General features: G+C 70.4%; 23 protein-coding genes. 5 read left to right on the top strand and 18 right to left on the bottom strand.

Annotated elements, in window-relative coordinates; translation table 11 throughout:
* The 13 genes from ENE75_RS21360 to ENE75_RS21300 form a co-directional block, all read right to left on the bottom strand.
* On the bottom strand, positions 1 to 789 hold the full coding sequence (locus tag ENE75_RS21360) for an SDR family oxidoreductase (RefSeq protein WP_128200485.1): 789 nt from the start codon (positions 787 to 789) through the stop codon (positions 1 to 3).
* A complete protein-coding gene (locus ENE75_RS21355) occupies positions 789 to 980 on the bottom strand; it encodes a hypothetical protein (protein ID WP_128200483.1) in 192 nt (63 codons plus the stop codon). The genes ENE75_RS21360 and ENE75_RS21355 overlap by 1 nt, the downstream gene beginning before the upstream one ends.
* Entirely contained in the window at positions 980 to 2,776 is a 1,797-nt protein-coding gene (locus tag ENE75_RS21350; RefSeq protein ID WP_128200481.1) for an acyl-CoA dehydrogenase, read from the bottom strand. Before ENE75_RS21350 ends, ENE75_RS21355 begins: the two co-directional genes overlap by 1 nt.
* On the bottom strand, positions 2,773 to 3,654 hold the full coding sequence (locus ENE75_RS21345) for a haloalkane dehalogenase (protein WP_128200479.1): 882 nt from the start codon (positions 3,652 to 3,654) through the stop codon (positions 2,773 to 2,775). The genes ENE75_RS21350 and ENE75_RS21345 overlap by 4 nt, the downstream gene beginning before the upstream one ends.
* Before the next feature lie 15 nt (positions 3,655 to 3,669).
* Positions 3,670 to 4,323: a hypothetical protein gene (locus ENE75_RS21340; RefSeq protein WP_128200477.1), complete on the bottom strand. Its 654-nt coding sequence runs from the start codon at positions 4,321 to 4,323 to the stop codon at positions 3,670 to 3,672.
* 152 nt (positions 4,324 to 4,475) lie between these two features.
* Entirely contained in the window at positions 4,476 to 5,651 is a 1,176-nt protein-coding gene (locus ENE75_RS21335) for an acetyl-CoA C-acyltransferase (RefSeq protein WP_128200475.1), read from the bottom strand.
* 13 nt (positions 5,652 to 5,664) lie between these two features.
* A complete protein-coding gene (locus ENE75_RS21330) occupies positions 5,665 to 7,134 on the bottom strand; it encodes a M20 family peptidase (protein WP_128200473.1) in 1,470 nt (489 codons plus the stop codon).
* A 17-nt stretch (positions 7,135 to 7,151) separates the two neighbouring features.
* Positions 7,152 to 9,260 (bottom strand): 3-hydroxyacyl-CoA dehydrogenase NAD-binding domain-containing protein, encoded by a 2,109-nt coding sequence (locus tag ENE75_RS21325; RefSeq protein WP_128200471.1) that lies wholly within the window; start codon positions 9,258 to 9,260, stop codon positions 7,152 to 7,154.
* A gap of 148 nt (positions 9,261 to 9,408) precedes the next feature.
* Positions 9,409 to 10,104, bottom strand: coding sequence for an ABC transporter ATP-binding protein (locus ENE75_RS21320; protein WP_128200469.1), 696 nt, complete (start codon positions 10,102 to 10,104; stop codon positions 9,409 to 9,411).
* 1 nt (position 10,105) lies between these two features.
* Entirely contained in the window at positions 10,106 to 10,879 is a 774-nt protein-coding gene (locus tag ENE75_RS21315; protein ID WP_128200467.1) for an ABC transporter ATP-binding protein, read from the bottom strand.
* Positions 10,876 to 12,138 (bottom strand): branched-chain amino acid ABC transporter permease, encoded by a 1,263-nt coding sequence (locus ENE75_RS21310; protein ID WP_128200465.1) that lies wholly within the window; start codon positions 12,136 to 12,138, stop codon positions 10,876 to 10,878. The genes ENE75_RS21315 and ENE75_RS21310 overlap by 4 nt, the downstream gene beginning before the upstream one ends.
* 1 nt (position 12,139) lies before the next feature.
* Positions 12,140 to 13,168, bottom strand: a complete 1,029-nt coding sequence (locus ENE75_RS21305; RefSeq protein ID WP_128200463.1) for a branched-chain amino acid ABC transporter permease — start codon at positions 13,166 to 13,168, stop codon at positions 12,140 to 12,142.
* A gap of 97 nt (positions 13,169 to 13,265) precedes the next feature.
* Positions 13,266 to 14,504 carry a branched-chain amino acid ABC transporter substrate-binding protein gene (locus ENE75_RS21300; protein ID WP_128200461.1) on the bottom strand — a complete coding sequence of 413 codons (1,239 nt, stop codon included), beginning with the start codon at positions 14,502 to 14,504 and terminating at the stop codon, positions 13,266 to 13,268.
* A 150-nt stretch (positions 14,505 to 14,654) separates the two neighbouring features.
* On the opposite strand from ENE75_RS21300, the gene msrB reads away from it, so the two are divergent.
* Genes msrB through ENE75_RS21285 form a run of 3 tightly spaced genes read left to right on the top strand, consistent with a single transcriptional unit; the run spans position 14,655 to position 16,182 of the window.
* The gene (gene msrB / locus ENE75_RS21295; RefSeq protein WP_128200459.1) at positions 14,655 to 15,083 is read left to right on the top strand and encodes a peptide-methionine (R)-S-oxide reductase MsrB; all 429 of its coding nucleotides are present in this window, start codon (positions 14,655 to 14,657) and stop codon (positions 15,081 to 15,083) included.
* Positions 15,080 to 15,346, top strand: coding sequence for a BolA family protein (locus ENE75_RS21290; RefSeq protein ID WP_128200457.1), 267 nt, complete (start codon positions 15,080 to 15,082; stop codon positions 15,344 to 15,346). Before msrB ends, ENE75_RS21290 begins: the two co-directional genes overlap by 4 nt.
* Before the next feature lie 38 nt (positions 15,347 to 15,384).
* Entirely contained in the window at positions 15,385 to 16,182 is a 798-nt protein-coding gene (locus ENE75_RS21285) for a peptidylprolyl isomerase (protein ID WP_128200455.1), read from the top strand.
* A 27-nt stretch (positions 16,183 to 16,209) separates the two neighbouring features.
* Here the strand turns inward: ENE75_RS21285 and ENE75_RS21280 are convergent, their stop codons facing one another.
* On the bottom strand, positions 16,210 to 16,548 hold the full coding sequence (locus ENE75_RS21280; protein WP_128200453.1) for a hypothetical protein: 339 nt from the start codon (positions 16,546 to 16,548) through the stop codon (positions 16,210 to 16,212).
* Positions 16,545 to 17,216, bottom strand: coding sequence for an ABC transporter ATP-binding protein (locus tag ENE75_RS21275; protein WP_128200451.1), 672 nt, complete (start codon positions 17,214 to 17,216; stop codon positions 16,545 to 16,547). Before ENE75_RS21275 ends, ENE75_RS21280 begins: the two co-directional genes overlap by 4 nt.
* Before the next feature lie 22 nt (positions 17,217 to 17,238).
* Between ENE75_RS21275 and ENE75_RS21270 the strand changes: the two genes are divergently transcribed.
* Positions 17,239 to 17,895 (top strand): arylesterase, encoded by a 657-nt coding sequence (locus tag ENE75_RS21270; protein ID WP_128200449.1) that lies wholly within the window; start codon positions 17,239 to 17,241, stop codon positions 17,893 to 17,895.
* On the opposite strand, the gene ENE75_RS21265 is transcribed toward ENE75_RS21270, so the two are convergent.
* The gene (locus ENE75_RS21265; RefSeq protein WP_128200448.1) at positions 17,896 to 19,491 is read right to left on the bottom strand and encodes a DUF6600 domain-containing protein; all 1,596 of its coding nucleotides are present in this window, start codon (positions 19,489 to 19,491) and stop codon (positions 17,896 to 17,898) included.
* Between the two features lie 87 nt (positions 19,492 to 19,578).
* Here ENE75_RS21265 and ENE75_RS21260 point away from each other — a divergent pair, with 87 nt between their 5' ends.
* Positions 19,579 to 20,547, top strand: a complete 969-nt coding sequence (locus tag ENE75_RS21260; protein WP_233259198.1) for a crotonase/enoyl-CoA hydratase family protein — start codon at positions 19,579 to 19,581, stop codon at positions 20,545 to 20,547.
* Here the strand turns inward: ENE75_RS21260 and cobA are convergent.
* Positions 20,453 to 21,274, bottom strand: a complete 822-nt coding sequence (gene cobA, locus ENE75_RS21255; RefSeq protein ID WP_128200446.1) for a uroporphyrinogen-III C-methyltransferase — start codon at positions 21,272 to 21,274, stop codon at positions 20,453 to 20,455. The two genes, ENE75_RS21260 and cobA, sit on opposite strands and share 95 nt — an antisense overlap.
* Complete coding sequence (locus ENE75_RS21250) at positions 21,271 to 24,069, bottom strand: nitrate reductase (RefSeq protein ID WP_128200444.1); 2,799 nt, start codon at positions 24,067 to 24,069, stop codon at positions 21,271 to 21,273. The genes cobA and ENE75_RS21250 overlap by 4 nt, the downstream gene beginning before the upstream one ends.
* Positions 24,070 to 24,071 lie beyond the last annotated feature (2 nt).

Raw genomic sequence — 24,071 nt, 5'->3', positions numbered from 1 at the left:
TCATTCGCCGTGCACGGCCGAGACGCCGCCGTCCACCGCCAGGATCTGCCCGGTGATGTGCTTGCCGGCGGCGCTGGCGAACAGCAGCGCCGCGCCCTTGAGGTCGTCGTCGTCACCGATGCGGCCCAGCGGCGACATGGCCGCGAGCTTGTCTGCGCCCACCGCCTCCAGCGTGCCGCGCGTCATCTTGCTCGGGAAGAAGCCCGGCGCCAGCGCGTTGACGGTGATGCCATGGCGGCCCCATTCACCGGCCAGCGTGCGCGTGAAGTTGACCACCGCGCCCTTGCTCGTGCCGTAGGCCAGGAACTGCATCTTCGACGAGCCCGACAGCCCGGCGATCGAGGCCACGTTGACGATGCGCCCGTAGCGCCGCGGGATCATGCAGGCCTTGCCGATGGCCTGCGACATCATGAACACGCTGCGCACGTTCAGGTTCATCACCTTGTCCCAGGCCTCCAGCGGGTGGTCCTCGGCCGGCGCACCCCAGGTGGCGCCGGCGTTGTTGACGAGGATGTCCACGTGACCGAGGCGCTGCAGCGCGTCCTCGACGACCTTCTGCACTCCCGCGGGCTCGCTGGCATCGGCCGCCACCCAGCGCGCGTCGATGCCCTTGTCCTGCAACGCCGCGGCGGCGTGCTCCAGGTCGGCCGCCTTGCGTGACGTGAGCAGGATCTTCGCCCCCGCCTCGCCCAACGCCTCGGCGATCTGCAGGCCCAGCCCGCGTGATCCGCCCGTGACCAGGGCCGTGCGGCCCGTGAGGTCGAAAAGTTTCTGCACCGGCGTGCTCATCAGTCGGTCTCCTTCATTCGCGATCGCCACCAGATCAATCCCACGCCGACGGCCACATCGGCCAGACCGGCGATCCACACGGCGTGGCCCCAGGCCGCACCGCCGTCCTGCACGAACCAACCCAGCGCCGCCAGCAGCAGCCCGCTGTAGATCAGCACCCAGGCCAGGGTCTGGAGGGCCTTGGGGCGCATCAGAACCAGGCCTCGTCCATCGTCCGGCAGACGTCCTCGCGGGCCGCCACCACGCCCAGCCACGCGTCGATCTTGGGCAGCTCGTAGGCAAAGAAGTAGCGCATCGCGGCGCGCCGCCCCGGCTCGGCCGCCGCCGTGGCCACGTCCAGCCAGATCCAGGCCAGCACCACGTGGCCGAAGGCCTGCAGGTAGGGCGTGGCGTTGGCCAGCGCCTCTTCCGGCACGCCGGTGGCCCAGGCGGCCTTGGTTGCTGCGCCCAGGCGCTGCAGCGCGCCGGCCAGCGCGGTGGCGTGTTCCGCCAGGCCGTCCACCTGCCCCGCCCGCGTGATGCTCGCCTGCATGCGCCCGGCCAGCAGTTTCAGGCCGGCGCCGCCGTCCATCACCACCTTGCGGCCCAGCAGGTCCAGCGCCTGGATGCCGTGCGTGCCCTCGTGGATCATGTTCAGGCGCTGGTCGCGCCAGTACTGCTCCACCGGGAAGTCGCGCGTGTAGCCGTAGCCGCCATGCACCTGGATTGCCAGGCTGTTGCCTTCCAGGCACCACTCGCTGGGCCAGCTCTTGGCGATCGGGGTCAGCACCTCCAGCAGCAGGCGGGCTTCCGCGGCAGCCGTCTCGTGGCCGGTGTGCTGTTCGTCGACCAGACGCGCGCAGTACAGCTCCAGCGCCAGCGCGCCTTCGGCATACGCCTTCTGCGCCAGCAGCATGCGCTTGACGTCGGCGTGCTCGATGATGCGCACCTGCGGCTGGGTTGCGTCCTTGCCGGCGCCGGTGATCGGCCGGCCTTGCGGGCGCTGCTTCGCGTAGTCGAGCGATGCCTCGTAGCCCGCCATGCCAAGCATTGTGGCCGCCAGGCCGACGCCGATGCGCGCCTCGTTCATCATGTGGAACATGGCGCGAAGGCCCTGACCCGGCTGGCCCACGAGGTAGCCCACGGCGCCCGCCTGCCCGCCCGGCCTGAACTTGCCTTCGCCGAAGTTCAGCAGCGTGTTGGTGGTGCCGCGCCAGCCGCACTTGTGGTTCAGGCCGGCCAGCGCCACGTCGTTGCGCTCGCCGGTCAGGCGGCCTTCGGTGTCCACCAGCTTCTTGGGCACGATGAACAGCGAGATGCCGCGTGTGCCCGGCACGGGCCTGCCGTCGGCATCGGGGATCTTGGCCAGCACCAGGTGGATGATGTTCTCGGTCAGCTCGTGCTCGCCAGCCGAGATCCACATCTTGTTGCCGAAGAGACGGTAGCGCGGGCCCAGCGGGTCGGCCTCGAAGCCTGCGCCATCGGGCAGCGCCTTGGTGGCCACGTCCGACAGGCTGGAGCCGGCCTGCGGCTCGCTCAGGCACATGGTGCCCGACCAGCGGCCGGCGAACTCGTTCATCGCGAAGACCTGGCGCTGCATCGGCGAACCGTGCGCCATCAGCAGGTTGGCGTTGCCGGTGGTCAGCATGCCGGCGCCGATGCTGACGCTGGCCTTGGCGAAGAAGGCGTTGGCCGCCGCTTCCACCACGTACGGCAGCTGCATGCCGCCGATCTGTGCGTCCTGCGCCGCGGCCAGCATCCCGGATTCGGCATACGCGGCCCAGGCGTCGTGCGTGGCCTGCGGCAGGATCACCTTCTCGCCGTCGAAGTGCGGCTCCTGCGTGTCCACCAGGCGGTTGAAGGGCGCGTACTTGTCTCGAGCGATGCGCTCGCAGGTGTCGAGCACGGCGTCGAAGGTCTCGCGGGAGTGGTCGGCGAAGCGATCGCGGGTGCACAGCGACTCGACCTTCAGCCAGTCGTGCAACAGGAAGTCGACGGTGGATCTCATGCCAGCTCGAAATGTTGGAGGGCGGCGGCGGCCACGGGTGCACCCCATTCCTGCACGAAGTGGCCGGCGTCGGCCACCTCCATCGGGGGCGGACAGCCGCGGATCGCGGCGTGCAGGCCGCGCATGGCCGGCGGGCCCAGCACCGGGTCCTGCATGCCGATGGCCATGAAGCTCTGGCCCGTCCAGCGGTGCTTCCAGAAGTCCAGGGCCTCGCGGCTGATGGCCGCACCAGGCGCGTCGTCGTGGTCGGGCACCAGGTTCGGGAAGCGGCGCACGCCCGCCTTGTGGCGGACGTCGGGGAACGGGGCGTCGTAGGCCGCGACCTCGGCATCCGTCAGGTGCGGCGTGCCGCGGCGGATCAGCTTGCCCACGGCCAGGTCGGGCTGCGTGTTGGCGTAAGCCCGCCATTGCCGGAAGCCCTCGGTCACGGTGCCGGTGCCCAGGCCGGTGTTCATCACCAGCAGCCGCGTGAAGCGTTCGGGCATGGCCATCGGCAGCGTCAGCCCGATGAGACCGCCCCAGTCCTGCACCACCAGCAGGATGTTCTGCAGGTCCAGCGCCTCGATCACCCGCAGCGCCGTGTCCCGGTGCCGGTTGAAGGTGTACCAGGCGTCGTCGACGGGTTTGTCGGACCGGCCGAAACCGAAGAAGTCCGGCGCCACCACGCGCAGCCCGGCCTGCAGGAAGACCGGGAGCATGCGCCGGTAGAGGTAACTCCAGGTGGGCTGGCCATGCAGGCACAGCACGGTGGCCGGGGCGTCGCGCGGTCCTTCGTCGACGAAATGCAGGCGCAGGCCGTCGAGGTCGAGGTAGCGCGGCGCGTAGGGCCAGTCGAGCAGGCCGTCGAAGCGGAGTTCCGGGGTACGCAGCAGGTCCATGGCAGTCCTAGGTAGTCATTCCACGCTCATGCGCAGGACAGAACTGAACTGCCACGACGGGTCGATTCCGGCCGGCGTCGGGAACCGGGCCAACGCCCTCTTGCCGACCGACTCAAGATACTCTCGCACGTCGGCATGGAACTGCTTCGCCCATCGGGCACTGACCACTGCCGGCGGCTCGACGAACTGGCGATAGGTGATCGTGAAGTCCGGTACGGTCCAGTCGATTCGGCCCTCTGCCGGGTGGAAGACCATCTGGAACTGACCGTTCATGCCGCGGCCCACGACGTCGCCCGGGTACTCGACCTCGCCGTGCACCGCGGCCATGACCCCGGCCACATGCGCACAGGCCGTCAGCCGCCCGGGCGGCCAGGCGTGCAGTGCCGCGGCATAGGCCTCAGCGTCCCCATGGACCTCGGGCGGGACCTGGCATTCGGCGGGGACAACCGGCGCGGAACCCTGCTGGGTCCACCACAACGCCACGGCCGGATCACGCTCGGCGAACCCGGCCACTATCCGGTAGTGGCCGGCCCGATGGCCCACCGCCACGGCGCTGCGGTAGTAGCCCTGCGCGCGATCCCACTCCGGCTTCACGCACAGCCCCTGCTCGAACATGGAGCCGGCCATCAAGAAGGCGTTCGGGTGGCGAGCTTGGAGGCCGTCGTTCAAGCGCGAAACTGCCAGAGGGCAGTCGTGCTGCTGTAGTGCAGCATGCACGCTGGCCGTCCAGGCCTGCTCCGCGGCTGAGGTGTTGGGGCGCAACAACTCGGCCGGCACAGCCGGTGCGCAGGCCAGAAGACCGATGACCGCCAGTGCGGCCCTCACAGCACCTCGAACACGCCCGCCGCACCCATGCCGCCGCCGATACACATCGTCACGCAGACGCGCTTGGCGCCGCGGCGCTTGCCCTCGATCAGCGCGTGCCCGGTCAGGCGCTGGCCGCTGACGCCGTAGGGGTGGCCCACGGCGATGGCACCGCCGTTGACGTTCAGCCGGTCCATCGGGATGCCCAGCGTGTCGGCGCAGTACAGCACCTGGACGGCGAAGGCTTCATTCAGCTCCCAGAGGTCGATGTCGTCCACCGTCAGGCCCAGGCGCTTGAGCACCTTGGGCACGGCGAACACGGGGCCGATGCCCATCTCGTCGGGCTCGCAACCCGCCACGGCAAATCCCAGGAAGCGGCCCAGGGGCTTCAGGCCGTGCTTGCTGGCATAGGCCTCGTCCACCACCACGCAGGCACCGGCGCCGTCGCTGAACTGGCTGGCGTTGCCGGCCGTCACCACGCCGCCGGGCAGCGCGGCGCGGATGCCCTGGATGCCTTCGACCGTCGTGCCCGGGCGCAGGCCCTCGTCGGCCTTCACGGTGACCTGCTTGCTGCGCAGGCCGAGCACCGGGTCGGCCACGCCGGCGGTGACGGTGACCTCGATCATCTCGTCGGCGAACTTGCCCGCCTCCTGCGCCGCGCAGGCCTTCTGCTGGCTGGCCGCGCCGTACTCGTCCATGCGCGACTTCGGGATGCCGTAGCGCTTGGCCACCTGCTCCGCGGTCTGCAGCATGTTCCAGTAGATCTCCGGCTTGTGCTCCACCAGCCAGGGGTCGGCGATCATGTGGCGGTTGGCCTCGTTCTGCACGCAGCTGATGCTCTCCACGCCGCCGGCGACAAAGACGTCGCCCTCACCGGCGATCACGCGCTGCGAGGCCATCGCGATGGTCTGCAGACCACTGCTGCAGAAGCGATTGATGGTGACGCCGCCGGTCGTGATGGGCAGCCCCGCGCGCAGCGCGATCTGGCGCGCGATGTTGCTGCCGGTGGCGCCCTCGGGCGTTGCGCAGCCCATCAGCACGTCGTCCACCGCCGCCGGGTCGACGCCGGCGCGCTGCACGGCGGCCTGCACCGCCAGACCGCCCAGGGTGGCGCCGTGCGTCATGTTGAAGGCGCCCTTCCAGCTCTTGGCAAGCGGCGTGCGGGCGGTCGATACGATGAGGGCGCGGGTCATGAGGGGAACTCCTTCAGCGGGCCGCCTGGTCGACCAGGCGGTGGTAGAAGCGGATCATCTCGACGAGGTTGTCGATCGACAGACGCTCGTCGGTGCCATGGAAACGGGACAGGTCGGCCGGCTTGGCGCGCACCGGCGAGAAGCGGAACACCTGGCCGGCGTAGCCGTCGAAGTGGCGGGCGTCGGTGCCGCCGACCATCAGGCCGGGGGCGACTATGGCCTCGGGGAAGACCTCGCGCAGCGTGCGCTCGATCAGGCGGTAGCCGTCGGAGTCGGTGCTCGACACCTTGGACGGCAGCGACGGTTCGCCACTGACCGCCATCTGCACGCGCTCGTCGGCGATCACCTGCTTGAGGTGCGCCATCACGGTGTCGGGCGTGTCGCCAGGCAGCAGGCGGAAGTTGACGATGGCGTCGGCACGGCCTGGGATCACGTTCTCCTTGTTGCCGCCGGAGACGATGGTCAGCGCCGTGGTCGTGCGCATCAGCGCATTGGTGCTCGGGCCCTTGGACAGCATGCGCTCCACCAGCGGTCCCGTGAGCCAGAGGTTGGACAGCGCGACGCGGTTGAAGCCGTGCATCTCGGGTGCCACCGCGTTGAACATCTGCTCAGCCACCCCGGTGATGCCGCCAGGCATGGGGCTTGCGTCGACCTTGGCCAGTGCCGCGGACAGCACGGCGATGGCCTGCTGGCCGGCCGCGGGGGGCATCGACGAATGCCCGGGGATGCCCGTCACGGAGAGCTTGATCGACACGAAGCCCTTTTCCGCCACGCCCACCAGCGCCGCCGGCGGATGCAGGCCGGGCAGCATGCCATCGGCGATCAGCAGGCCTTCGTCGATGACGAAGTCCACCTTCACGCCGCGCTGCTTCAGCAGCTCGACGATCGGTTTCGCGCCGCGCAGACCACCGACCTCCTCGTCGTGGCCCGCCACCAGCAGCACGGTGCGCCGCGGCTGGAAACCGGCCGCCGCGAGGCGTTCCAGGGCCTCGAACTGCGCGATCAGGTTGCCCTTGTCGTCCCAGGCGCCGCGGCCCCAGACGAAACCGTCCTTCACCGCGCCGCTGAACGGGGGCTGCTGCCACAGGCCCTCGGTGCCCGGGGCCACCGGGGCCACGTCCTGGTGTGCCATCAGCACGACGGCCGGCGCGGCCGCATCACGGCCCGCCCAGGTGTAGAGCAGGCTGTGGCCACCGACGATCTCGCGCTGCGCCACCGCATGGAAGCGCGGGTAGGTCGCCTGCAGGTGCGCCTGCAGCGCATCGAAGGCCGCTGCCGTGCCCGCCGGGTCCAGCAGGCCACTGACGGTGCGCGCCTGCACCGCGGCCGACAGCGACGCCGCGGCCGCGGCACCGTCGACGGCCAGCGGCGCCAGTGGTGGCACCGTCACCTGCCTGGACGCCTTGCCCAGCGTGCCGACGGCCAGCACCAGGCCCAGGCCACCCAGCAGTGCCAGCAGCGCGATCAGCGCCTTGCGGATCACGGGTTGCGCCGTTCAGCTCAGGGGTTGAAGCTCTTGCCCTCGGCCGCCAGCTTCGCCAGCAGCGGCGCCGGCTGCCAGAAGCTGGCGTCGTCGTGCGGGTTCTGCGCAAAGCGCTTCATCTGCTGCACCACGTTGAACAGGCCCACCGTGTCGGCGTAGCACATCGGGCCGCCGCGGAACAGCGGGAAGCCGTAGCCCGTGAGGTAGACCATGTCGATGTCGCTGGCCTTGCTGGCGATGCCCTCCTCCAGGATCTTGGCCGCCTCGTTGACGAGCGAGAACACCAGCCGGTGCACGATCTCGTCGGCGCTGATCTTGCGTGGCGTGATGCCCAGGTCCTTGCGGTGCTGCCCGATCATCTCGACGACGACGGGGCTCGGGATCGGCTTGCGCTGGCCAGGCGCGTAGTCGTACCAGCCGGCGCCGGTCTTCTGGCCGTAGCGGCCCATCTCGCACAGCAGGTCGGCCGTCTTGCTGTAGCGCATGTTTGGCTTCTCGACGTAGCGGCGCTTGCGGATCGCCCAGCCGATGTCGTTGCCGGCCAGGTCGCCCATGCGGAACGGGCCCATCGCGAAGCCGAACTTCTCGATCGCCTTGTCCACCTGCTCCGGCGTGCAGCCCTCCTCCAGCAGGAAGCCAGCCTGGCGGCTGTACTGCTCGATCATGCGGTTGCCGATGAAGCCGTCGCAGACGCCCGAAACCACCGCCGTCTTGCGGATCACCTTGGCGATGCCCATCACCGTGGCCAGCACGTCCTTGGCGGTCTTCTCGCCGCGTACCACCTCCAGCAGCTTCATCACGTTGGCCGGGCTGAAGAAGTGCATGCCGACCACGTCCTGCGGCCGCTTCGTGAACGAAGCGATCTGGTTCACGTCCAGCGTGCTGGTGTTGCTGGCCAGGATGGCGCCAGACTTGGCCACCTCGTCGAGCGTGCGGAAGACCTTTTCCTTGACGCCCATCTCCTCGAACACGGCCTCGATGATCAGGTCGGCGTCCTTCAGGCCGGCATAGTCCAGCGTGGTGGACAGCAGCGCCATGCGCTGCTCGTACTTGTCCTGCTTGAGCTTGCCCTTCTTGACCTGCGACTCGTAGTTCTTGCGGATGGTGGCGATGCCGCGGTCCAGCGCCTCCTGCTTCATCTCGAGGATGGTCACCGGGATGCCGGCGTTCAGGAAGTTCATCGTGATGCCGCCGCCCATGGTGCCGGCACCGATGACGCCCACGGTCTGGATGGCACGCACCGGCGTGTCGTCGGCCACGTCGGGGATCTTGCTGGCGGCGCGCTCGGCAAAGAAGGCATGGCGCAGCGCCTTGCACTCCGGCGTCATCATCAGCGCCATGAAGGCTTCGCGCTCGTAGGTCATGCCGGCATCGAAGCTGCCGCTGCGGGCGTTGGCGACGGCCTGCTCCACGCAGTCCACGCAACGCGCCGGCGCCGGGAACTGCGGTGCCATGGCCTTGACGGTGTTGCGCGCGAACTGGAAGAAGGCGTCGGCGTTCGGGTGCGTCAGCGGCAGGTCACGCACGCGCGGCAGCGGCCGCGCATCGGCGATCTCCTGCGCGAAGGCGATGGCCCCGGCCAGCAGATCGCCGTCGACGATCTTCTGGAACAGCTGCTGTCCGGGCAGGCCGGCGAGCACCTCGCTCTTGACCGGGTCGCCCTTGACGATCATGTTCAGCGCGGTCTCCACGCCCACCACGCGCGGCAGGCGCTGCGTGCCGCCGGCGCCCGGCACGAGGCCGATCTTCACCTCCGGCAGGGCCACGTTGGTCCCTGGCGCGGCCACGCGGTAATGGCAGGACAGCGCCAGCTCCAGGCCGCCACCCATCACCGTGCCGTGCACCGCGGCCACCACGGGCTTGGTGGCGTTGTCCATCTGCTTGAGCAGGGACAGCAGGTTGGGCTCCTGGATCGCCTTGGGGCTGCCGAATTCGCGGATGTCGGCGCCGCCGGAGAAGGCGCGGCCGGCACCGGTGAGCACCACGGCCTTGACGGCCGGGTCGGCCAGCGCGCGGTCCACGCCATCGGCGATGCCGCGCCGGGTCTCGTAGCCCAGGCCGTTGACCGGCGGGTTGTTCAGCGTGATGACGGCCACGCCGTCGCGCACTTCGTAGCTGGCGCTCATCGCGTCTCCTCAGCGGGATGGAAGGCTAAAAATAGAACGATCGTTCGATTCTAGGGACCGTCGCACGAACGACCTTGTCGCTGGTGCGACAGCCCCGGAAAAACCCTGATCCAAGGCGCCGCCGCAGGCGGCCCGTCAGCGCCGGAGGCTACACCTCCAGCCACTCCTTGCGCACCTCCGCCGAGGCGCGCAACGCATCCGGCGTGCCCTCGAAGACGATCTCGCCATGGCCCATGACCAGGCAGCGGTCGGCCACCTGCAGCGCGATGGTGAGCTTCTGCTCCACCAGCAGCACCGAGATGCCACGCCGGCGCAGTTCGTTCAGGTACTCGGCCACCAGTTCCACGATCTTCGGCGCCAGGCCCTCGGTGGGCTCGTCGATCATGATCAGGTCCGGGTCGCCCATCAGCGTTCGGCACAGCGTCAGCATCTGCTGCTCGCCGCCGCTGAGCACGCCGGCGGCGGTGTGCTGGCGCTCCTTCAGCCGCGGGAACAGCCGGTACATGTCGTCGAAGCTCCAGCGCGGCGACTTCTTGGCCCGCTGCTCGCCCATCATCAGGTTCTGGTGCACCGTCAGGTCGGGAAAGATGTCGCGGTTCTCCGGCACGTAGCCCACGCCCTGCCGCGCGATCTCGAATGGCGTGCGGCCCAGGATGTCCTGGCCGCGCCAGCGGATCGTGCCTTCGCCGTCGACCAAGCCCATGATGGCCTTGACCGTGGTGGAGCGGCCGGAGCCATTGCGCCCAAGCAGGCTGACGATCTCGCCGGCACCAACCTCGAAGCTGACGCCATGCAGCACGTGGCTCTTGCCGTAGTAGGCGTGCACGCCTTGCAGCTGCAGCATCTCAGTGTCCTCCCGCGGCCTGCTCGGCCAGCACGGAGCCCAGGTAGGCCTCCTGCACCTTCGGGTCGGCGCGCACCTTCTCCGGCGTGTCGAAGGCGATCACCTCGCCGTAGACCACCACCGCGATGCGGTCGGCCACGTTGAAGACCACGCCCATGTCGTGCTCCACCGTCAGCAGCGTCTTGCCGGTGGTGACCTCGAGCATCAGGTCGATGAAGTGCGAGGTCTCGCTTCGGCTCATGCCGGCGGTGGGCTCGTCGAGCAGCACCACGTCGGCGCCGCCGGCGATGGTGATGCCGATCTCCAGCGCACGCTGCTCGGCGTAGGTGAGGTTCATCGCCGCCACGTCGCGCCGGTTCTCCAGGTGGATCATGCGCATGATCTCCTCGGCACGGTCGTTGGCATCCTTGGCGCGGCTGAGGAAGCGCCAGAACGCGTAGCGGTAGCCCAGGCTCCAGAGCACGGCGCAGCGCAGGTTCTCGAACACGGACAGGCGCGTGAACAGGTTGCTGACCTGGAAGCTGCGCGCAAGGCCGCGGCGGTTGACCTCGTACGGCGGCAGCGCCTCGATGCGCTGGCCGTGCAGCAGCACCTCGCCGCTGGTCGGCGCGAACCGGCCGCTGATCAGGTTGAAGAGCGTGCTCTTGCCGGCGCCGTTGGGGCCGATGATGGCCACGTTCTCGCCCGGGTTCACGGCCATGCTGACGCCGCGGATGATCTCGGTTCGGCCGAAGCTCTTGCGCAGGTCGCGCAGTTCGAGTGCGGGCTGACTCATGCGCCCTGCTCCCTGGCCCGCAACGCGGCCTCGATTTCCGTCTGCGCCTGGCCCCAGCGGGCGGCGAAACGCCGACGGACCAGTTCGAACAACACCACGCCGACCACGAGCACGATGCCGGCGCCGACCCACGACCCCGTGCCTTCGATGTTCAGCGGCACCCCCATGAACGTCATCTCCGGCCCCAGGGCCTGGTTGAGCTGGCCGTGGTAGACCATCTCGATCATCGCGCCGGCGCCGGCCAGGATCAGGAAGCCGGTCACCGCCAGCGCGGCGTACATCCCGGTCAGCGGCTTGAGCTTGCCGAAGGCGTGCATGCGCAGGTTCATCATGATCAGGCTGGCGATACCGCCCGGCGCGTACATCACCATGAACAGGAACAGCAGGCCCAGGTAGAGCAGCCAGGCCTGCGTGAGCTCCGACAGCAGTACCAGCGCCAGCACCATCAGCACCGCGCCGATGATCGGGCCGAAGAAGAAACCGGCGCCGCCCAGGAAGGTGAACAGCAGGTAGGCGCCGGAGCGCGCCGCACCCACCACTTCCGCGGTGACGATCTCGAAGGTCAGCGTGCCCAGACCGCCCGCAATGCCCATGAAAAAGCCGCTGACCATGAAGGCCAGGTAGCGCACCACCTGCGTGCGGTAGCCGATGAACTCCACGCGCTCCGGGTTGTCGCGCACGGCGTTGAGCATGCGGCCCAGCGGCGTGCGCGTGAAGGCATAGAGCGCCGCGGTGCTGACGAAGCAGTAGACGGCGATCAGGTAGTAGAGCTGGTTCGCCGGGCCGTAGGTGATGCCGAAGAAGGCTTCGCCGGACGTGCGGTCACCGGTGATGCCTCCTTCGCCGCCGAAGAAGCCCGGGAACATCAGCGACATGGCCCAGACGAGTTCGCCGATGCCCAGCGTGATCATCGCGAAGGGCGTGCCCGCCTTCTTGGTCGTCACGTAGCCCAGCAGCGCGGCCATCAGCAGGCCGAACAGGCCGCCCACCAGCGGCACCAGGCTCACCGGCAGCGCCAATGCGCCATCGCCGATCATGTTGAGCGTGTGGATGGCGAAGTACGAGCCCAGGCCGGAATACACCGCATGGCCGAAGCTCAGCATGCCGCCCTGCCCCAGCAGCACGTTGTAGGCCAGGCAGGCGATGATGGCGATGCCGATCTGCGTGAGCATGGTCAGCGCCAGGCTGCTGGACCACACCATCGGCGCGATCACCAGCACGGCGGCGTAGACCGCCCAGAGGATCCAGGGGCGCTTCATGTCAACCCTCCCGCGTGCCCAGCAGGCCCCGGGGCCGGAAGATCAGGATCAGCACCAGCAGCAGGTAGGGCAGGATGGCGGCCACCTGCGAGACCTTGACGCTGTAGATGGCGTAGCCGAAGGTCTCGTGCGTGACGGCGATGTCCGCCCAGGCTAACAGGTCCAGCAGCGAACGGTCGCTGCCGATCGCGAACGACTCGATCACGCCCAGCCCGATCGACGCCACGAAGGCACCCGCCAGCGACCCCATGCCGCCGATGACGATGACGGCGAACACCACGGCGCCCACCTGCAACGCCATCGATGGCTCGGTGACGCGCAGGGCCCCGCCGATGACGCCGGCGAGCGCCGCCAGCGCGGTGCCGCCGCCAAACACGCCCATGAACACCCGCGGCACGTTGTGGCCCAGCGCCTCGACCATGTGCGGGTGCGTCAGCGCCGCCTGGATCACCAGCCCGACGCGGGTGCGCGTGAGCAGCAGCCACACCGCCACCAGCATCGCCACGGCCACCGCCATGCCGAAGGCGCGGAAGGCCGGGAACTGCGTGCAGATCATGTCGGCCACCGCACGGCAGGCTTCGGGCGGTGCGCCCCAGGCCAGGCTCAGGCCCTGGCTGTCGGACGACAGGATGGTGAACAACGGGCCCGACAGCGACTCCGGCTGCTGGAAGTCCACCGCCGAGCGCCCCCAGATCAGCTGCACCAGCTCGAGCACGATGTAGCTCAGCCCGAAGGTCACCAGCAGTTCCGGCACGTGGCCGAACTTGTGCACCCGGCGCAGCACATGGCGCTCGAACAGCGCGCCCAGCAGGCCCACCAGCGGCGGCGCCAGCAGCAGCGCCCACCAGAAGCCGACCACGCCGCTGAGCGTGTAGGCCACGTAGGCGCCGAGCATGTAGAAGCTGGCGTGTGCGAAGTTCAGCACGCCCATCATGCTGAAGATCAGCGTCAGCCCGGAGGCCAGCATGAACAGCAGCAGCCCGACGGACAACCCGTTGAGCAGCGAGATCAGGAAATAGGTCGCGTCCATCGCCCGTCGTGGGTGAACCGCCGGCGCACGCGCCGGCGTCAAACGAAAAGGCGCGGCACCCGCTCAGGTGCCGCGCCCGGCACGCAGCAGACCCAGGTCAGGGCTGCTTCATCTGGCAGGAGGTGGGCGTGCTGGCCACGTAGGGCTCGATGGTCTTCACCGTCTTGAAGGTCATGCCGGTGTTCTCGACGTTGTACTTGTTCTTCGCGTCGATCTTCTCCCACGACGTGATGAACATGCCCTGCTGCAGCTGGTGATCCTGCTTGCGCATCGTGACCTCGCCGTTGAAGCCGGGGAAGCTCAGCCCCGACATCGCGGCGGCCACCTTCACCGGGTCGGTGCTCTTGGCCTTGGCCATGGCGTTGGCCAGCAGCGAGATGCCGTTGTAGGTGGCGTAGGTGTACCAGTCGTCGTTGAACTTGGCCTTGAACGCGTCCTGCAGCTTGCCGACCACGCCGCCCATGTTCGGGCTGCCGTAGGCCACGACGCGCACCTTGCCGGCGGTGTCGGTGCCCAGCGCGGTGGGCGTGCCGCTGACGCCGGCGTAGTAGGTGTACATCGCGGCAGTCAGACCGGCGTCCTTGGCCGCCTTGACCAGCAGCGTCAGGTCCTGGCCCCAGTTGCCGGTGACCACCGCGTCGGCGCCCGAGGCCTTGATCTTGGCCACGTAGGGCGCGAAGTCCTTGACCTGGCCGATCGGGTGCAGGTCGTCGCCGACGATCTGCACGTCGGGCCGCTTGCGCGCCATGTACTCCTTGAAGAAGCGCGAGACCTGCTGTCCGTGCGAGTAGTTCTGGCCGATGATGTAGACCTTCTTGATGTTCGGCTGATCCTTCATGTAGCTGGTCAGCGCTTCCATCTTCATCGTCGTGTCGGCGTCCAGCCGGAAGTGCCAGTAGCTGCACTTCTCGTTGGTCAGCGCCGGGTCCACCGCGGCGTAGTTCAGGTAGACGACTTCCTTGCCCGGGTTCCGCGCGTTGTGCTTGCTGACGGCGTCGGAGATGGCCGCGGCGGCGCCGGAGCCGTTGCCCTGCACCACATAGCGGATGCCCTGGTCGATGGCGGCCTTGAGCGCGGTGAGGCTTTCCTGCGGCGAGCCCTTGTTGTCGAAGGACGCGAACTCGAACTTCACGCCGGCCGGATTCTTGGCGTTGAAGTGCTCGGCCACGAACTGCCAGCTCTTGAGCTGATTCTGGCCGACGTTGGCGAACGGGCCGGACAGCGGGTCGATGAAGCCGATCTTCACGGTCTCGCCCTGCTGGGCCCACGCCAACCCGGCGGGGAGGACAGCTGCGGCAGCAGCCAACGCAACGACGGTACGGCGGGCAAGGGTCATGGTGATGTCTCCTGTGGGGCGAAATGTATGGGGACGCACGGTAGCGGACACGACGCCACTGGGGTTTCAGGGACTACCCCGAAGCCCTGTCACCTGCGCGACCTACACTTGTGACCCGTGCCCCATGCGGGTGCGCCACCCACGCCTGCCATGTCCGCCGACCACGACCACGACGACACCCGCTACCCGGTGCGCAAGACCGACGCCGAATGGCGCCAGCAGCTCGACCCGATGCAGTATCAGGTGGCCCGCCACGCCGCCACCGAGCGCGCCTTCACCGGCAAGTACTGGGACCACTGGGGCCGCGGCGTCTACAACTGCGTGGGCTGCGGCACGCCACTGTTCGCCTCGGGCACCAAGTTCGATGCCGGCTGCGGCTGGCCGAGCTACTTCGAGCCCATCGACGGCACCGTGGTCGAGCGCGTGCGCGACACCAGCCACGGCATGGTGCGCGTGGAGGTACGCTGCAACCGCTGCGGCAGCCACCTGGGCCATGTCTTCGACGACGGGCCGCAGCCCACCGGCGAACGCTTCTGCATCAACTCCGCGGCCATCGACTTCAAGCCAGAACCGACATGAGCGTCAGCGCCCAGGACATCGAGGCCGCACTGCGCGCGACTCTGCAACCCGACGCGGTGGAGGTGCAGGACGACAGCCACCTGCATGCCGGCCACGCGGGCGCCCGCGAGGGGCGCCATTTCACCGTGCGCATCACCGCCCCCGCCTTTACCGGCCAGACACGCATCGCCCGTCATCGCCTTGTGTATGATGCCCTGGGCTCGTTGATCCCCAAGGGCATCCACGCGCTGGCCATCGTGGCCCGCGCCCCGGGCGACGCCTGACGCGCCCCCTGATCCACCCCTACCCCCTCCCCTTCGCCATGAAGATCCAACACCTCGTGCGCGGCGTGGCCGTGGCCGTCGCCCTGACCCCGCTGTTCGTGCAGGCGCAGAACATCGCCATCGTCAACGGCAAGGCCGTGCCCAAGGCGCGCGTCGATGCCCTGCTGCAGCAGGCCCAGCGCGCCGGCCAGCAGCTCGGCCCGGAACTCGAAGCCCAGGCACGCGACCAGGTCGTGCTGCGTGAGATCTTCGTGCAGGAAGCCGAGAAGCGCGGCCTGGCCAAGTCAGCGGCCTACAAGGACCAGATGGAGATCGCGCGCCAGAGCATCCTGATCCGCGAACTCTTCGAGGCCCACAAGGCGGCCAACCCCGTCACCGACGCGGCCGCCCAGGCGGAGTACGACAAGTTCAAGGCCGCCGCCAGCGGCCAGGAATACCGCGCCCGCCACATCCTGGTGGAGAGCGAGGACGAGGCCAAGAAGCTCATCGCCCAGATCAAGGCCGGCGGCAGCTTCGAGGAACTGGCCAAGCAGCATTCCAAGGACCCCGGCTCCGGCGCCAACGGCGGCGACCTGGACTTCGCCAAGCCCGACAGCTACGTGCCAGAGTTCAGCCAGGCCATGGTGGCGCTGAAGAAGGGCGAGATGACGCCGGCGCCGGTGAAGAGCCAGTTCGGCTTCCACATCATCAAGCTCGAAGACACCCGCGAGGCGCCGTTCCCGGCCTTCGACGACGTGAAGGCCCAGCTCAAGCAGCGCCTGGAGCAGCAGCAGATGCAGCAGTTCCAGGAAGAACTGCGGGCCAAGGCGAAGACCGACTACAAGTTCGCCCAGTAAGGGCGCAGGCCACCGCCGGGAGGCCGGCTACGGTGTCGCCCCCGTGCGTGCCGAGCGCAGGATCCCGCCGGACGCGCAGCCCTGCGGCCCGGCACAGCGCTGCCCGGCCCGCGGCAGCAGCACCTGCTGCCGCGGGCCCTGCGCACCGCACAACTGCAGGCGCTGCCCCTTGGGCAGCCCGCGGTACAGCGCCGCATCGGCTTGCGGGCCGGTGAACAAGGGCACCGGGTCCAGCAACTGAACGACCTTGGTCGCACACCGTGCCGGGGCACTTGCAGGCGGCGCCACGCAGCCGGCCAGTCCGACGGCCACCGCCAGCGCGGCCCAGCCCGCCACCCTGCGCATGCCGTGCACCATCTCGGTCATGGCAGCAAGCGCCCGGCCTCGATGCGCAACTGCCGGTCGCAGCGCGCCGCGATGCCGCGGTCATGCGTCACCAGCACCAGCGTGGTGCCGGCCTCGCGGTTGAGTTCGAACATCAGGTCCATCACCGTCTCGCCAGTGGCGAAGTCCAGGCTGCCGGTGGGCTCGTCGGCCAGCAGCACGGCCGGGCGCATCACGAAGGCCCGCGCCAGCGCCACCCGCTGCTGTTCGCCCCCCGAGAGCAGTTTCGGGTAGTGTCCCAGCCGTTCGCCCAGGCCCACGCGCTGCAGCATCTCCGTGGCCTGGCGACGCGCGTCCGAGTGGCCGGCCAGTTCCAGCGGCAGCATCACGTTTTCCAGCGCCGTCAGGTTGCCCAGCAGCTGAAAGCTCTGGAACACGAAGCCGAGCTGTCGGGCGCGCACGTCGGCGCGAGCATCCTCGTCGAGCGCGAACAGGTCAGTGCCGGCCAGCAGGACGCGCCCCGATGTCGGCACGTCCAGCCCGGCCAGGATGCCCAGCAACGTGCTCTTGCCCGACCCCGAGGCCCCGACGATGGCGGCCGACTCGCGTGCAGCGAGCGTGAAACCAATGTCGTGCAGTATGGTCAACGTCCCCGTGGCGTCGCTGACTTCCTTGCGAACGCCCTGGACTTCGATGATGGGATCAGACATGCAAAGAGGCACCGTGCCGCGCATGACGCGCCGCACCCTGCTGTATTGGGGAATGGCGCACTGTAGCGTCATCGGTCTGGCCGCCGCTGCCGCGGGGTCTCGTGCCGCCACGCCCGCTGGCGCCGTGGTGCTGGTGGTGGGCGACAGCCTGTCGGCCGAGTACGGCCTGCCGCGCGGTGCCGGCTGGGTGGCGCTGCTGCAGCAGCGGCTGCAGGCGCAGATGCCGGGCGTGCAGGTGGTCAACGCCAGCATCAGCGGCGACACCACCTCCGGCGGCCGCTCGCGTCTACCGGCGCTGCTGAAGCAGCACCGGCCCACGCACGTGATCATCGAACTCGGCGGCAACGACGCGCTGCGTGGCCTGCCGCTGAAGATGACGGCCGACAACCTGCGCACGATGACGCGTGCCGCCAAGGCCACAGGCGCGCGCGTGCTGATCACCGGCATGCAGGTGCCGCCGAACTACGGCAAGCGCTACGCCGATGACTTCGCCGCCGTGTTCGGCACCGTGGCGCGCGAGGAGCAGGTGGTGCTGGTCCCCTTCCTGCTCGCCGGCGTGGCCGACGGGCCCGACGCGGACCGGCTGTTCCAGCCCGACCGCATCCACCCCACGGCCGAGGCCCACCCGCGCATCCTGGACAACGTCTGGCCGGCGCTCAGGCCGATGCTGGCCGGCTGATCACTTCACCCGCTCGGCACCGCGGGGTGAGCGGTCGTCCCACTCGTCGCGCGCCGGCTTCTGTTCACGCGCGGCCGCCGGGGCAGGCCGCGGCGGTTCTGCACGCGGCGGTGCGCTGAACGGTGCGGGGCGGGGTGCGCCCGACTCCACCCTCACCGGCGCGGCCGCGGGGGGCGCGGGCCGGTCCGCGCGCGTGCCCGGTCGCTCGGAAGGCAGGGGCGCACGGGTCGGCGGGCGCGGTGGCGGCGTGTCGCCCCTTGGCGGCCGCGATGGCGCTTCGGCCTGTGGCGGCCGCGGCACCTCCGGCACCGCGGCGGCAGCCGGCGCCACCTGCACCTGGGTGGGCAGACCGTCACTGCCGTAGCGCACCGAACCGGGGGCCATCGGACGGCCAGGCTGCGTGCCCACCGAAACGCCGCCGCCACGCCCGTCCACGAACCGGGAAATGGGCTCGGACGGCGGCGGCAGCCGCCGTGGCGGCGGCCGTACATGGTGGTGAGGCGGCTTCGGCGGCCGCGGCGCGACGATGGGCACATAGGGCTGCCACGGCTGCAGCGGCACCCAGGCCGACGGCGGCCGGCTGCCGATTTCGATGCCCACGCTGAAGTGCGAGCCGCCGACCCAGGCCACCACGGCTGGCGAGAAGACCGGGCGCACGTGGCGCGGGCCGGGCCACCAGACCCAGCGGCTGCGCCACTGCACCCAGCGCCCGTAGTGGCTGGTCGCGAAGGCCCAGGGCTGCGCATCCACCCAGGTCCAGCCCCAGGGGCGCATCCAGACCCAGCGGCCATCGGTGAACGGCGCCCAGCTGACCGACACGCCGTAGGGTATCCACACGCTGCCGTACTCGGGGTGGGCGTCCCAGCGCCCATGCGCCGCGAGATCGTCGATGCCGGGAATGTCCGCCGGGCCAGGGTAGCGGTCCCGGTAGCGCGCCTCCCGGCGGTCCTCGTCGTCGAAGCGGTCGTCGGCCCAGGCCGCAAAGCGGTCCTGCGGCATGCGGGCCACGCGGCTGCGTGCCGTGTCGCCCCGGCGCTCGTCGCGCCAGACCTCGTAGCGCTCACCGGCGCCCACCAGCAGCAGGTGCCCGTGGCCGGACACCTCCAGCGCGCCACGCCACACCGCGGCGAAGGTCGAGGACTCGTCCTGGTCGATGCGGTAACGGCCGGCCCGCTGCGGGCGCACCAGGGCCGCCAGCGTGCGGACCTCGGTGCCCTCCGCCGCATCCCGGCTGGCCAGGCGCAGGGCCAGGCTGCCGTCGTACAGGGTCAGCCGCAGGCGGTCGTCGTCCAGCGCGTCGATGGCCACGTCGGCGCCCTGGCCAAGCAGCAGCACGGTGTCGCCGACCCGCACCTCCGCCCGCGCACTGCGCTGCAGCACCAGCCGGTCGCCGGCCACCACCGGCCGGTTGCGCTGCGCGTCGGACCACTCGCCGTACTGCTCGTCGTACAGCGCCACGTCGCCCTGCACGTCGACGATGCGGCCGACCCGGCCGGGGTCGAAGGCCTCTCCGGCCTCCACCGGCAGCGCCAGCACCAGGGAAAGCCCGGCCAACCAGCGGGCCAGGGGCGGCTTCAGGGATGGAATGATGGCCATGCGCCCTCGAGGTGTGCTCAGCATGCACCATCAACGAGCCTGTCCGCCACGTGGACGACAGGCGCCGATGTAAACCAAGGTTTCCCGATGCCCGTCCCGACCGATACGACCCCACCTGCCGCCCTGCCCGCCTTCGGCACCCTGGCCATCGGCCGGGAACCCACGAACCCGCGCATCCTGCGCCTCACGCTCAACCGGCCCGAGCGCCTGAATGCCATCTCCGAAGGCATGCCGGCCGAGATCCGCGCCGCCGTGGCGTGGGCCGAGGCCGACGAGACCACGCACGTGGTCGTGCTCGACGGCGCCGGGCGCAGCTTCTGTGCCGGCTACGACCTGGTGGACTTCGGCTCCGGCCGCACGGCCCACCCCTGCCAGCAGGAGGCCTACCCCTTCGATGCCATGGACGACTACGCGGCGATGAAGGGCTACACCGAGGACTTCATGGCCCTGTGGCGGTGCCGCAAGCCCACCATCGCCATGGTGCACGGCCACGCGGTGGCCGGCGGCAGCGACATCGCGCTGTGCTGCGACCTGCTGGTGATGGCCGAGGACGCGAAGATCGGCTACATGCCCACCCGCGTGTGGGGCTGCCCGACCACCGCCATGTGGACCTACCGCCTGGGCCCTGCCCGCGCCAAGCAGCTGATGTTCACCGGCGACCTGATCGACGGGTGCACCGCCGCGGACTGGGGCCTGGCCAATCTGGCGGTGCCGGCCGCCGACCTCGAGGCCGAGACTCTGAAGCTGGCCGCGCGCATCGCCGGCGTGCCGCGCTCGCACCTCGCCATGCACAAGCTGGTGGTCAACCAGGCCCTGCTGACCATGGGGCTGGAGCAGACGCAGATGTTCGCCACGCTGTTCGACGGGGTGACGCGCCACAACCCGGAAGGCCTCTGGTTCCGGCGCTTCGCCCAGGCCAGCGGCTTCAAGGCCGCGGTCGAGTGGCGCGACAGCGGCCGGCCTATCCCCGAAGGCGACGACGCACGGGCGCGGATTGCCGAACTGGAGGCGCAGCTGGGTCTGCGTCAGGCCTCCGGACCGGCGGGCAAAGGCTGAGGTCGGCCAGGTCGGCCACGCTGCCGATGACCAGCAACGCCGGGCTGACCAGTTCGTCGGCCTCGACCGTGGCGCACAGTGTGCCGAGCGTGCAGCGCCGGGCCGTCTGCCGAGGCGTGTGCGCCGCGCTGACCACGGCCGCCGGCGTGTCGACGGCCAGGCCACCCTCCGTCAAGGACTGGACCACGGCGTCGGCCCTCGCCACGCCCATGTAGACCACCAGGGTCAATCCGCTGCGCGCCAGCGCCGCCCAGTCCGGGCCGTTGCCGTCGTCCTTCAGGTGGCCGGTGACCAGGGCCACGCCCGGTGCGTGGCGACGGTCCGTGACCGGGATGCCCACCGCCGCTGGCCCGGCGATGCCGGCGGTCAGGCCGGAAACCACCTCGACCTCGAGGCCGGCCGCAAGCAGCGCATCGACCTCCTCGCCGCCGCGGCCGAAGACGAACGGGTCGCCGCCCTTGAGCCGAACGACGCGCTCGCCGCGCCTGGCCTCGGCGATCAGCAGCCGCTCGATGAAGGCCTGCGGCGTGGAGCGGCAGCCACCGCGCTTGCCCACCGGGATCACCCGCGCGCTGCGGCGCAGGTAGCGCAGCACGCCGGGATCGACGAGGTCGTCCACCAGCGCCACGGTGGCCCGGCGCAGGGCCTTGACGGCTTTCACGGTCAGCAGGTCCGGGTCGCCGGGGCCGGCGCCGATCAGGGTCACGGTGTGGAGCGTGACCGTCATGCCGCCTCCGCCTCAAGCGTGGGCGTTGGCGGCGTGCGCCGCACCAGGGCCTGCAGCGCCGGCACGCAGGACCCGCACTGCGTGCCGCAGCCCAGCGCCTGCTGCACCGTGGCCAGGCGGGCGGCCTCGTTGCCGTGGCAGGCCTGAAGCGCGTCGACGATGCGGTCCTCGCGCACGTCCAGGCAGTTGCAGACCTGTGGCGCGCGGGGTGCGGCCGTGGTCGGGGGTCGCGCGCTGCCGCTCAACACACCACGGGCCAGGCCGTCCGCCGGCACGCGGCCCTGCAGCAGCGGCAGCGCCCAGGTGGCAGCCCCGTCGTCACCCGCCAGCAGCAGCCCGGCCAGCGTGACCGGCGCACCGGCAGCCAGGCGCACGAGCCGCCGCTGACCGCGGCGCGGGTCGCTGTAGCGCAGCACCTCCGGCACATCGAGCCCGAGCAGGGACTCGACGCGCGCCAGCACCTCGTCGGCCACCGACGCGGACGCGGCGGCATGCAGCAGCACACCCACCGGCTCGCCGTGGCCCTCGCGCCCGAACAGCGTCGCCTGGGCATAGCCGAAGTCGGGCAGGTGCCGCGACAGCGCCGCGCGCGCCGCCACCGCGGCCTCGGCCGGCAGCCAGGCGGCGGCCGTGAGCCGCCAGGGCAGCTTCGCCGGCTCCACCCGCACCGCCACGTGCTTGAGTTCCGGCTGCTTGGACTGCGGGCAGCGCGCCGGGCTGGCCAGGGCGTTGACCCCGGTCAGCGGCCGGCCGTCGGCGGTCTGGCCACCGACGAACTCTTCGCCCCAGTGCATGGGCACGCTGGCCTGGGCTGGGCGCACGGTGGCGCTGGGCTGCACCGGCAGCACCGCCTCGCCGTGGCGCGAGCGCACGCGCACCAGGTCGCCGGCGCGCCAGCCGCGGCGGTCGAGTTCCTGCGGGTGCATGGCCAGCGCAGGTGCCGGCGCGTGGTCGTTCAGGCGGCCGAGCAGGCCGGTACGGCTCATGCCGTGCCACTGGTCGCGCAGCCGGCCGGTGGTCAGGGCCACCGGGAACCGGGCATCGCGCGGCTGGGCCACGTCCTGCCAGGCCGGTGCGGCAAAGCGGGCCCGGCCATCGGGTGTCGGAAACCGGCCGTCCCCGTACAGGCGTGCCAGGCCGTCGGCCGCCCCCGCGGGCAGCGGCCACTGGCGCGGTGCGGCGTCCAGCATCGCCCAGTTCAGCCCGCCGATGTCCAGGTCGCGGCCCACGGTCGTCGCCCGGTGTTCATGCCACACCTGTTCGGCGGACTCGAAGGCGAACAGGCTGGCGCCGTCGGCACGGCGCGGGTCCAGCCGTGCTTCCAGCCGGCGGCCGACGTCGCGGGCGATCTGCCAGTCCGGACGAGCCTCACCCGCCGGTGGCACGGCGGCGCGCACGCGCGAGATGCGGCGTTCGCTGTTGGTCACCGTGCCTTCCTTCTCGCCCCAGGTGGCCGCGGGCAGCAGCAGGTCGGCCCGGCGCGCGGTGGCCGTGTCGGCGAAGGCCTCCTGCACGATCACGAACTCGGCGCGCGCCAGCGCCCGGCGGACCATGGCCTGGTCGGGCAGGCTCTGCGCCGGGTTGGTGCAGGCGATCCAGAGCAGCTTCACCGCACCGTCGGCGGCGGCCTCGAACATCTCCACCGCGGTGCGGCCGGGCGCGGCAGGCACCGGCGGCACGCCCCACAGCGCCGCCAGTTCGGCACGGTCGGCGTCGCTGGCCAGGCTGCGGTGGCCGGGCAGCAGGTTGGCCATGGCCCCCACCTCGCGCCCGCCCATCGCGTTGGGCTGGCCGGTCAGGCTGAAGGGGGCGGCCCCGGGCTTGCCGATCTGGCCGGTGGCCAGGTGCAGGTTGATCAGCGCGGCGTTCTTGTCGGTGCCGTGACTGCTCTGGTTCAGGCCCTGGCAGTAAAGGCTCAGCGTGGGCGTGTTCGCACCGAACCAGCGCGCTGCCTGCACGACGTCGGCCTCGGGAAGGCCGCACAGCGCCGCCACGTGCTTGGGCGTGAACTCGCGCACGCGGTCACGCAGCGCGTCGAAGCCGGTGGTGTGGGCTGCGATGAAGGCGGCATCGGTCAGCCCCTCCCACAACAGCAGGTGCAGCAGGCCGTGGAACAGCGCCACGTCGGTGCCGGGCAGCAGCGGCAGGTGCAGGTCGGCGACGGCGGCGGTCTCGGTGCGGCGCGGGTCGGCGACGATCCACTTCTGCGCCGGGTTGGCGCGCTTGGCATCCTCCAGCCGGCGCATCATGATCGGGTGGGCCCAGGCGGTGTTGCTGCCGGCAATGAAGACGGTGTTCGCGTGCGCGAGATCGTCGTAGCAGGCCGGCGGCGCATCCGCGCCCAGGGTGGCCTTGTAGCCGGCCACGGCGCTGCTCATGCACAGGCGGGAGTTGCTGTCGATCTGGTTGCTGCCCAGCAGGCCGCGCACCAGCTTGTTGAAGACGAAGTAGTCCTCGGTGAGCAGCTGGCCCGAGACGTAGACGCCCACCGCGTCGGCGCCGTGGGCCTGCACCACGCCGGCGATGCGGTCGGCGGCCAGGTTCAGCGCCCCGTCCCAGGCCAGTGGCACCGGGTCGGCATCGCGTTGCAGGCGCTGCATCGGCTGCAGCAGCCGGGCCTGGCGGGTGATCTCGGGCGCGGCCGTCAGGTGCAGCGTGGCGCCCTTGCTGCACAGGCGCCCGAAGTTCGCCGGGTGCTCCGGGTCGCCGCGCACGCCGGTGATGCGTGCACCATCGCTCTCGATGACGACGCCGCAGCCGACGCCGCAGTAGGGGCAGGTGCTGCGGGTGTCCATGG

Source organism: Rubrivivax albus, from assembly GCF_004016515.1.
In the GTDB taxonomy this organism is placed as follows: Bacteria; Pseudomonadota; Gammaproteobacteria; order Burkholderiales; family Burkholderiaceae_C; genus Rubrivivax; species Rubrivivax albus.
Note: the sequence above shows the minus strand (reverse complement) of the source record. Positions and strands in the feature narration are given on the sequence as shown.

Bases quoted from the DNA above. Each gene is read 5' to 3' on its own strand.
- ENE75_RS21360 (WP_128200485.1), bottom strand. From the start codon at position 789: ATGAGCACGCCGGTGCAGAAACTTTTCGACCTCACGGGCCGCACGGCC.
- ENE75_RS21355 (WP_128200483.1), bottom strand. From the start codon at position 980: ATGCGCCCCAAGGCCCTCCAGACCCTGGCCTGGGTGCTGATCTACAGC.
- ENE75_RS21350 (WP_128200481.1), bottom strand. From the start codon at position 2,776: ATGAGATCCACCGTCGACTTCCTGTTGCACGACTGGCTGAAGGTCGAG.
- ENE75_RS21345 (WP_128200479.1), bottom strand. From the start codon at position 3,654: ATGGACCTGCTGCGTACCCCGGAACTCCGCTTCGACGGCCTGCTCGAC.
- ENE75_RS21335 (WP_128200475.1), bottom strand. From the start codon at position 5,651: ATGACCCGCGCCCTCATCGTATCGACCGCCCGCACGCCGCTTGCCAAG.
- ENE75_RS21325 (WP_128200471.1), bottom strand. From the start codon at position 9,260: ATGAGCGCCAGCTACGAAGTGCGCGACGGCGTGGCCGTCATCACGCTG.
- ENE75_RS21320 (WP_128200469.1), bottom strand. From the start codon at position 10,104: ATGCTGCAGCTGCAAGGCGTGCACGCCTACTACGGCAAGAGCCACGTG.
- ENE75_RS21315 (WP_128200467.1), bottom strand. From the start codon at position 10,879: ATGAGTCAGCCCGCACTCGAACTGCGCGACCTGCGCAAGAGCTTCGGC.
- ENE75_RS21310 (WP_128200465.1), bottom strand. From the start codon at position 12,138: ATGAAGCGCCCCTGGATCCTCTGGGCGGTCTACGCCGCCGTGCTGGTG.
- ENE75_RS21305 (WP_128200463.1), bottom strand. From the start codon at position 13,168: ATGGACGCGACCTATTTCCTGATCTCGCTGCTCAACGGGTTGTCCGTC.
- ENE75_RS21300 (WP_128200461.1), bottom strand. From the start codon at position 14,504: ATGACCCTTGCCCGCCGTACCGTCGTTGCGTTGGCTGCTGCCGCAGCT.
- msrB (WP_128200459.1), top strand. From the start codon at position 14,655: ATGTCCGCCGACCACGACCACGACGACACCCGCTACCCGGTGCGCAAG.
- ENE75_RS21290 (WP_128200457.1), top strand. From the start codon at position 15,080: ATGAGCGTCAGCGCCCAGGACATCGAGGCCGCACTGCGCGCGACTCTG.
- ENE75_RS21285 (WP_128200455.1), top strand. From the start codon at position 15,385: ATGAAGATCCAACACCTCGTGCGCGGCGTGGCCGTGGCCGTCGCCCTG.
- ENE75_RS21280 (WP_128200453.1), bottom strand. From the start codon at position 16,548: ATGACCGAGATGGTGCACGGCATGCGCAGGGTGGCGGGCTGGGCCGCG.
- ENE75_RS21275 (WP_128200451.1), bottom strand. From the start codon at position 17,216: ATGTCTGATCCCATCATCGAAGTCCAGGGCGTTCGCAAGGAAGTCAGC.
- ENE75_RS21270 (WP_128200449.1), top strand. From the start codon at position 17,239: ATGACGCGCCGCACCCTGCTGTATTGGGGAATGGCGCACTGTAGCGTC.
- ENE75_RS21265 (WP_128200448.1), bottom strand. From the start codon at position 19,491: ATGGCCATCATTCCATCCCTGAAGCCGCCCCTGGCCCGCTGGTTGGCC.
- ENE75_RS21260 (WP_233259198.1), top strand. From the start codon at position 19,579: ATGCCCGTCCCGACCGATACGACCCCACCTGCCGCCCTGCCCGCCTTC.
- cobA (WP_128200446.1), bottom strand. From the start codon at position 21,274: ATGACGGTCACGCTCCACACCGTGACCCTGATCGGCGCCGGCCCCGGC.
- ENE75_RS21250 (WP_128200444.1), bottom strand. From the start codon at position 24,069: ATGGACACCCGCAGCACCTGCCCCTACTGCGGCGTCGGCTGCGGCGTC.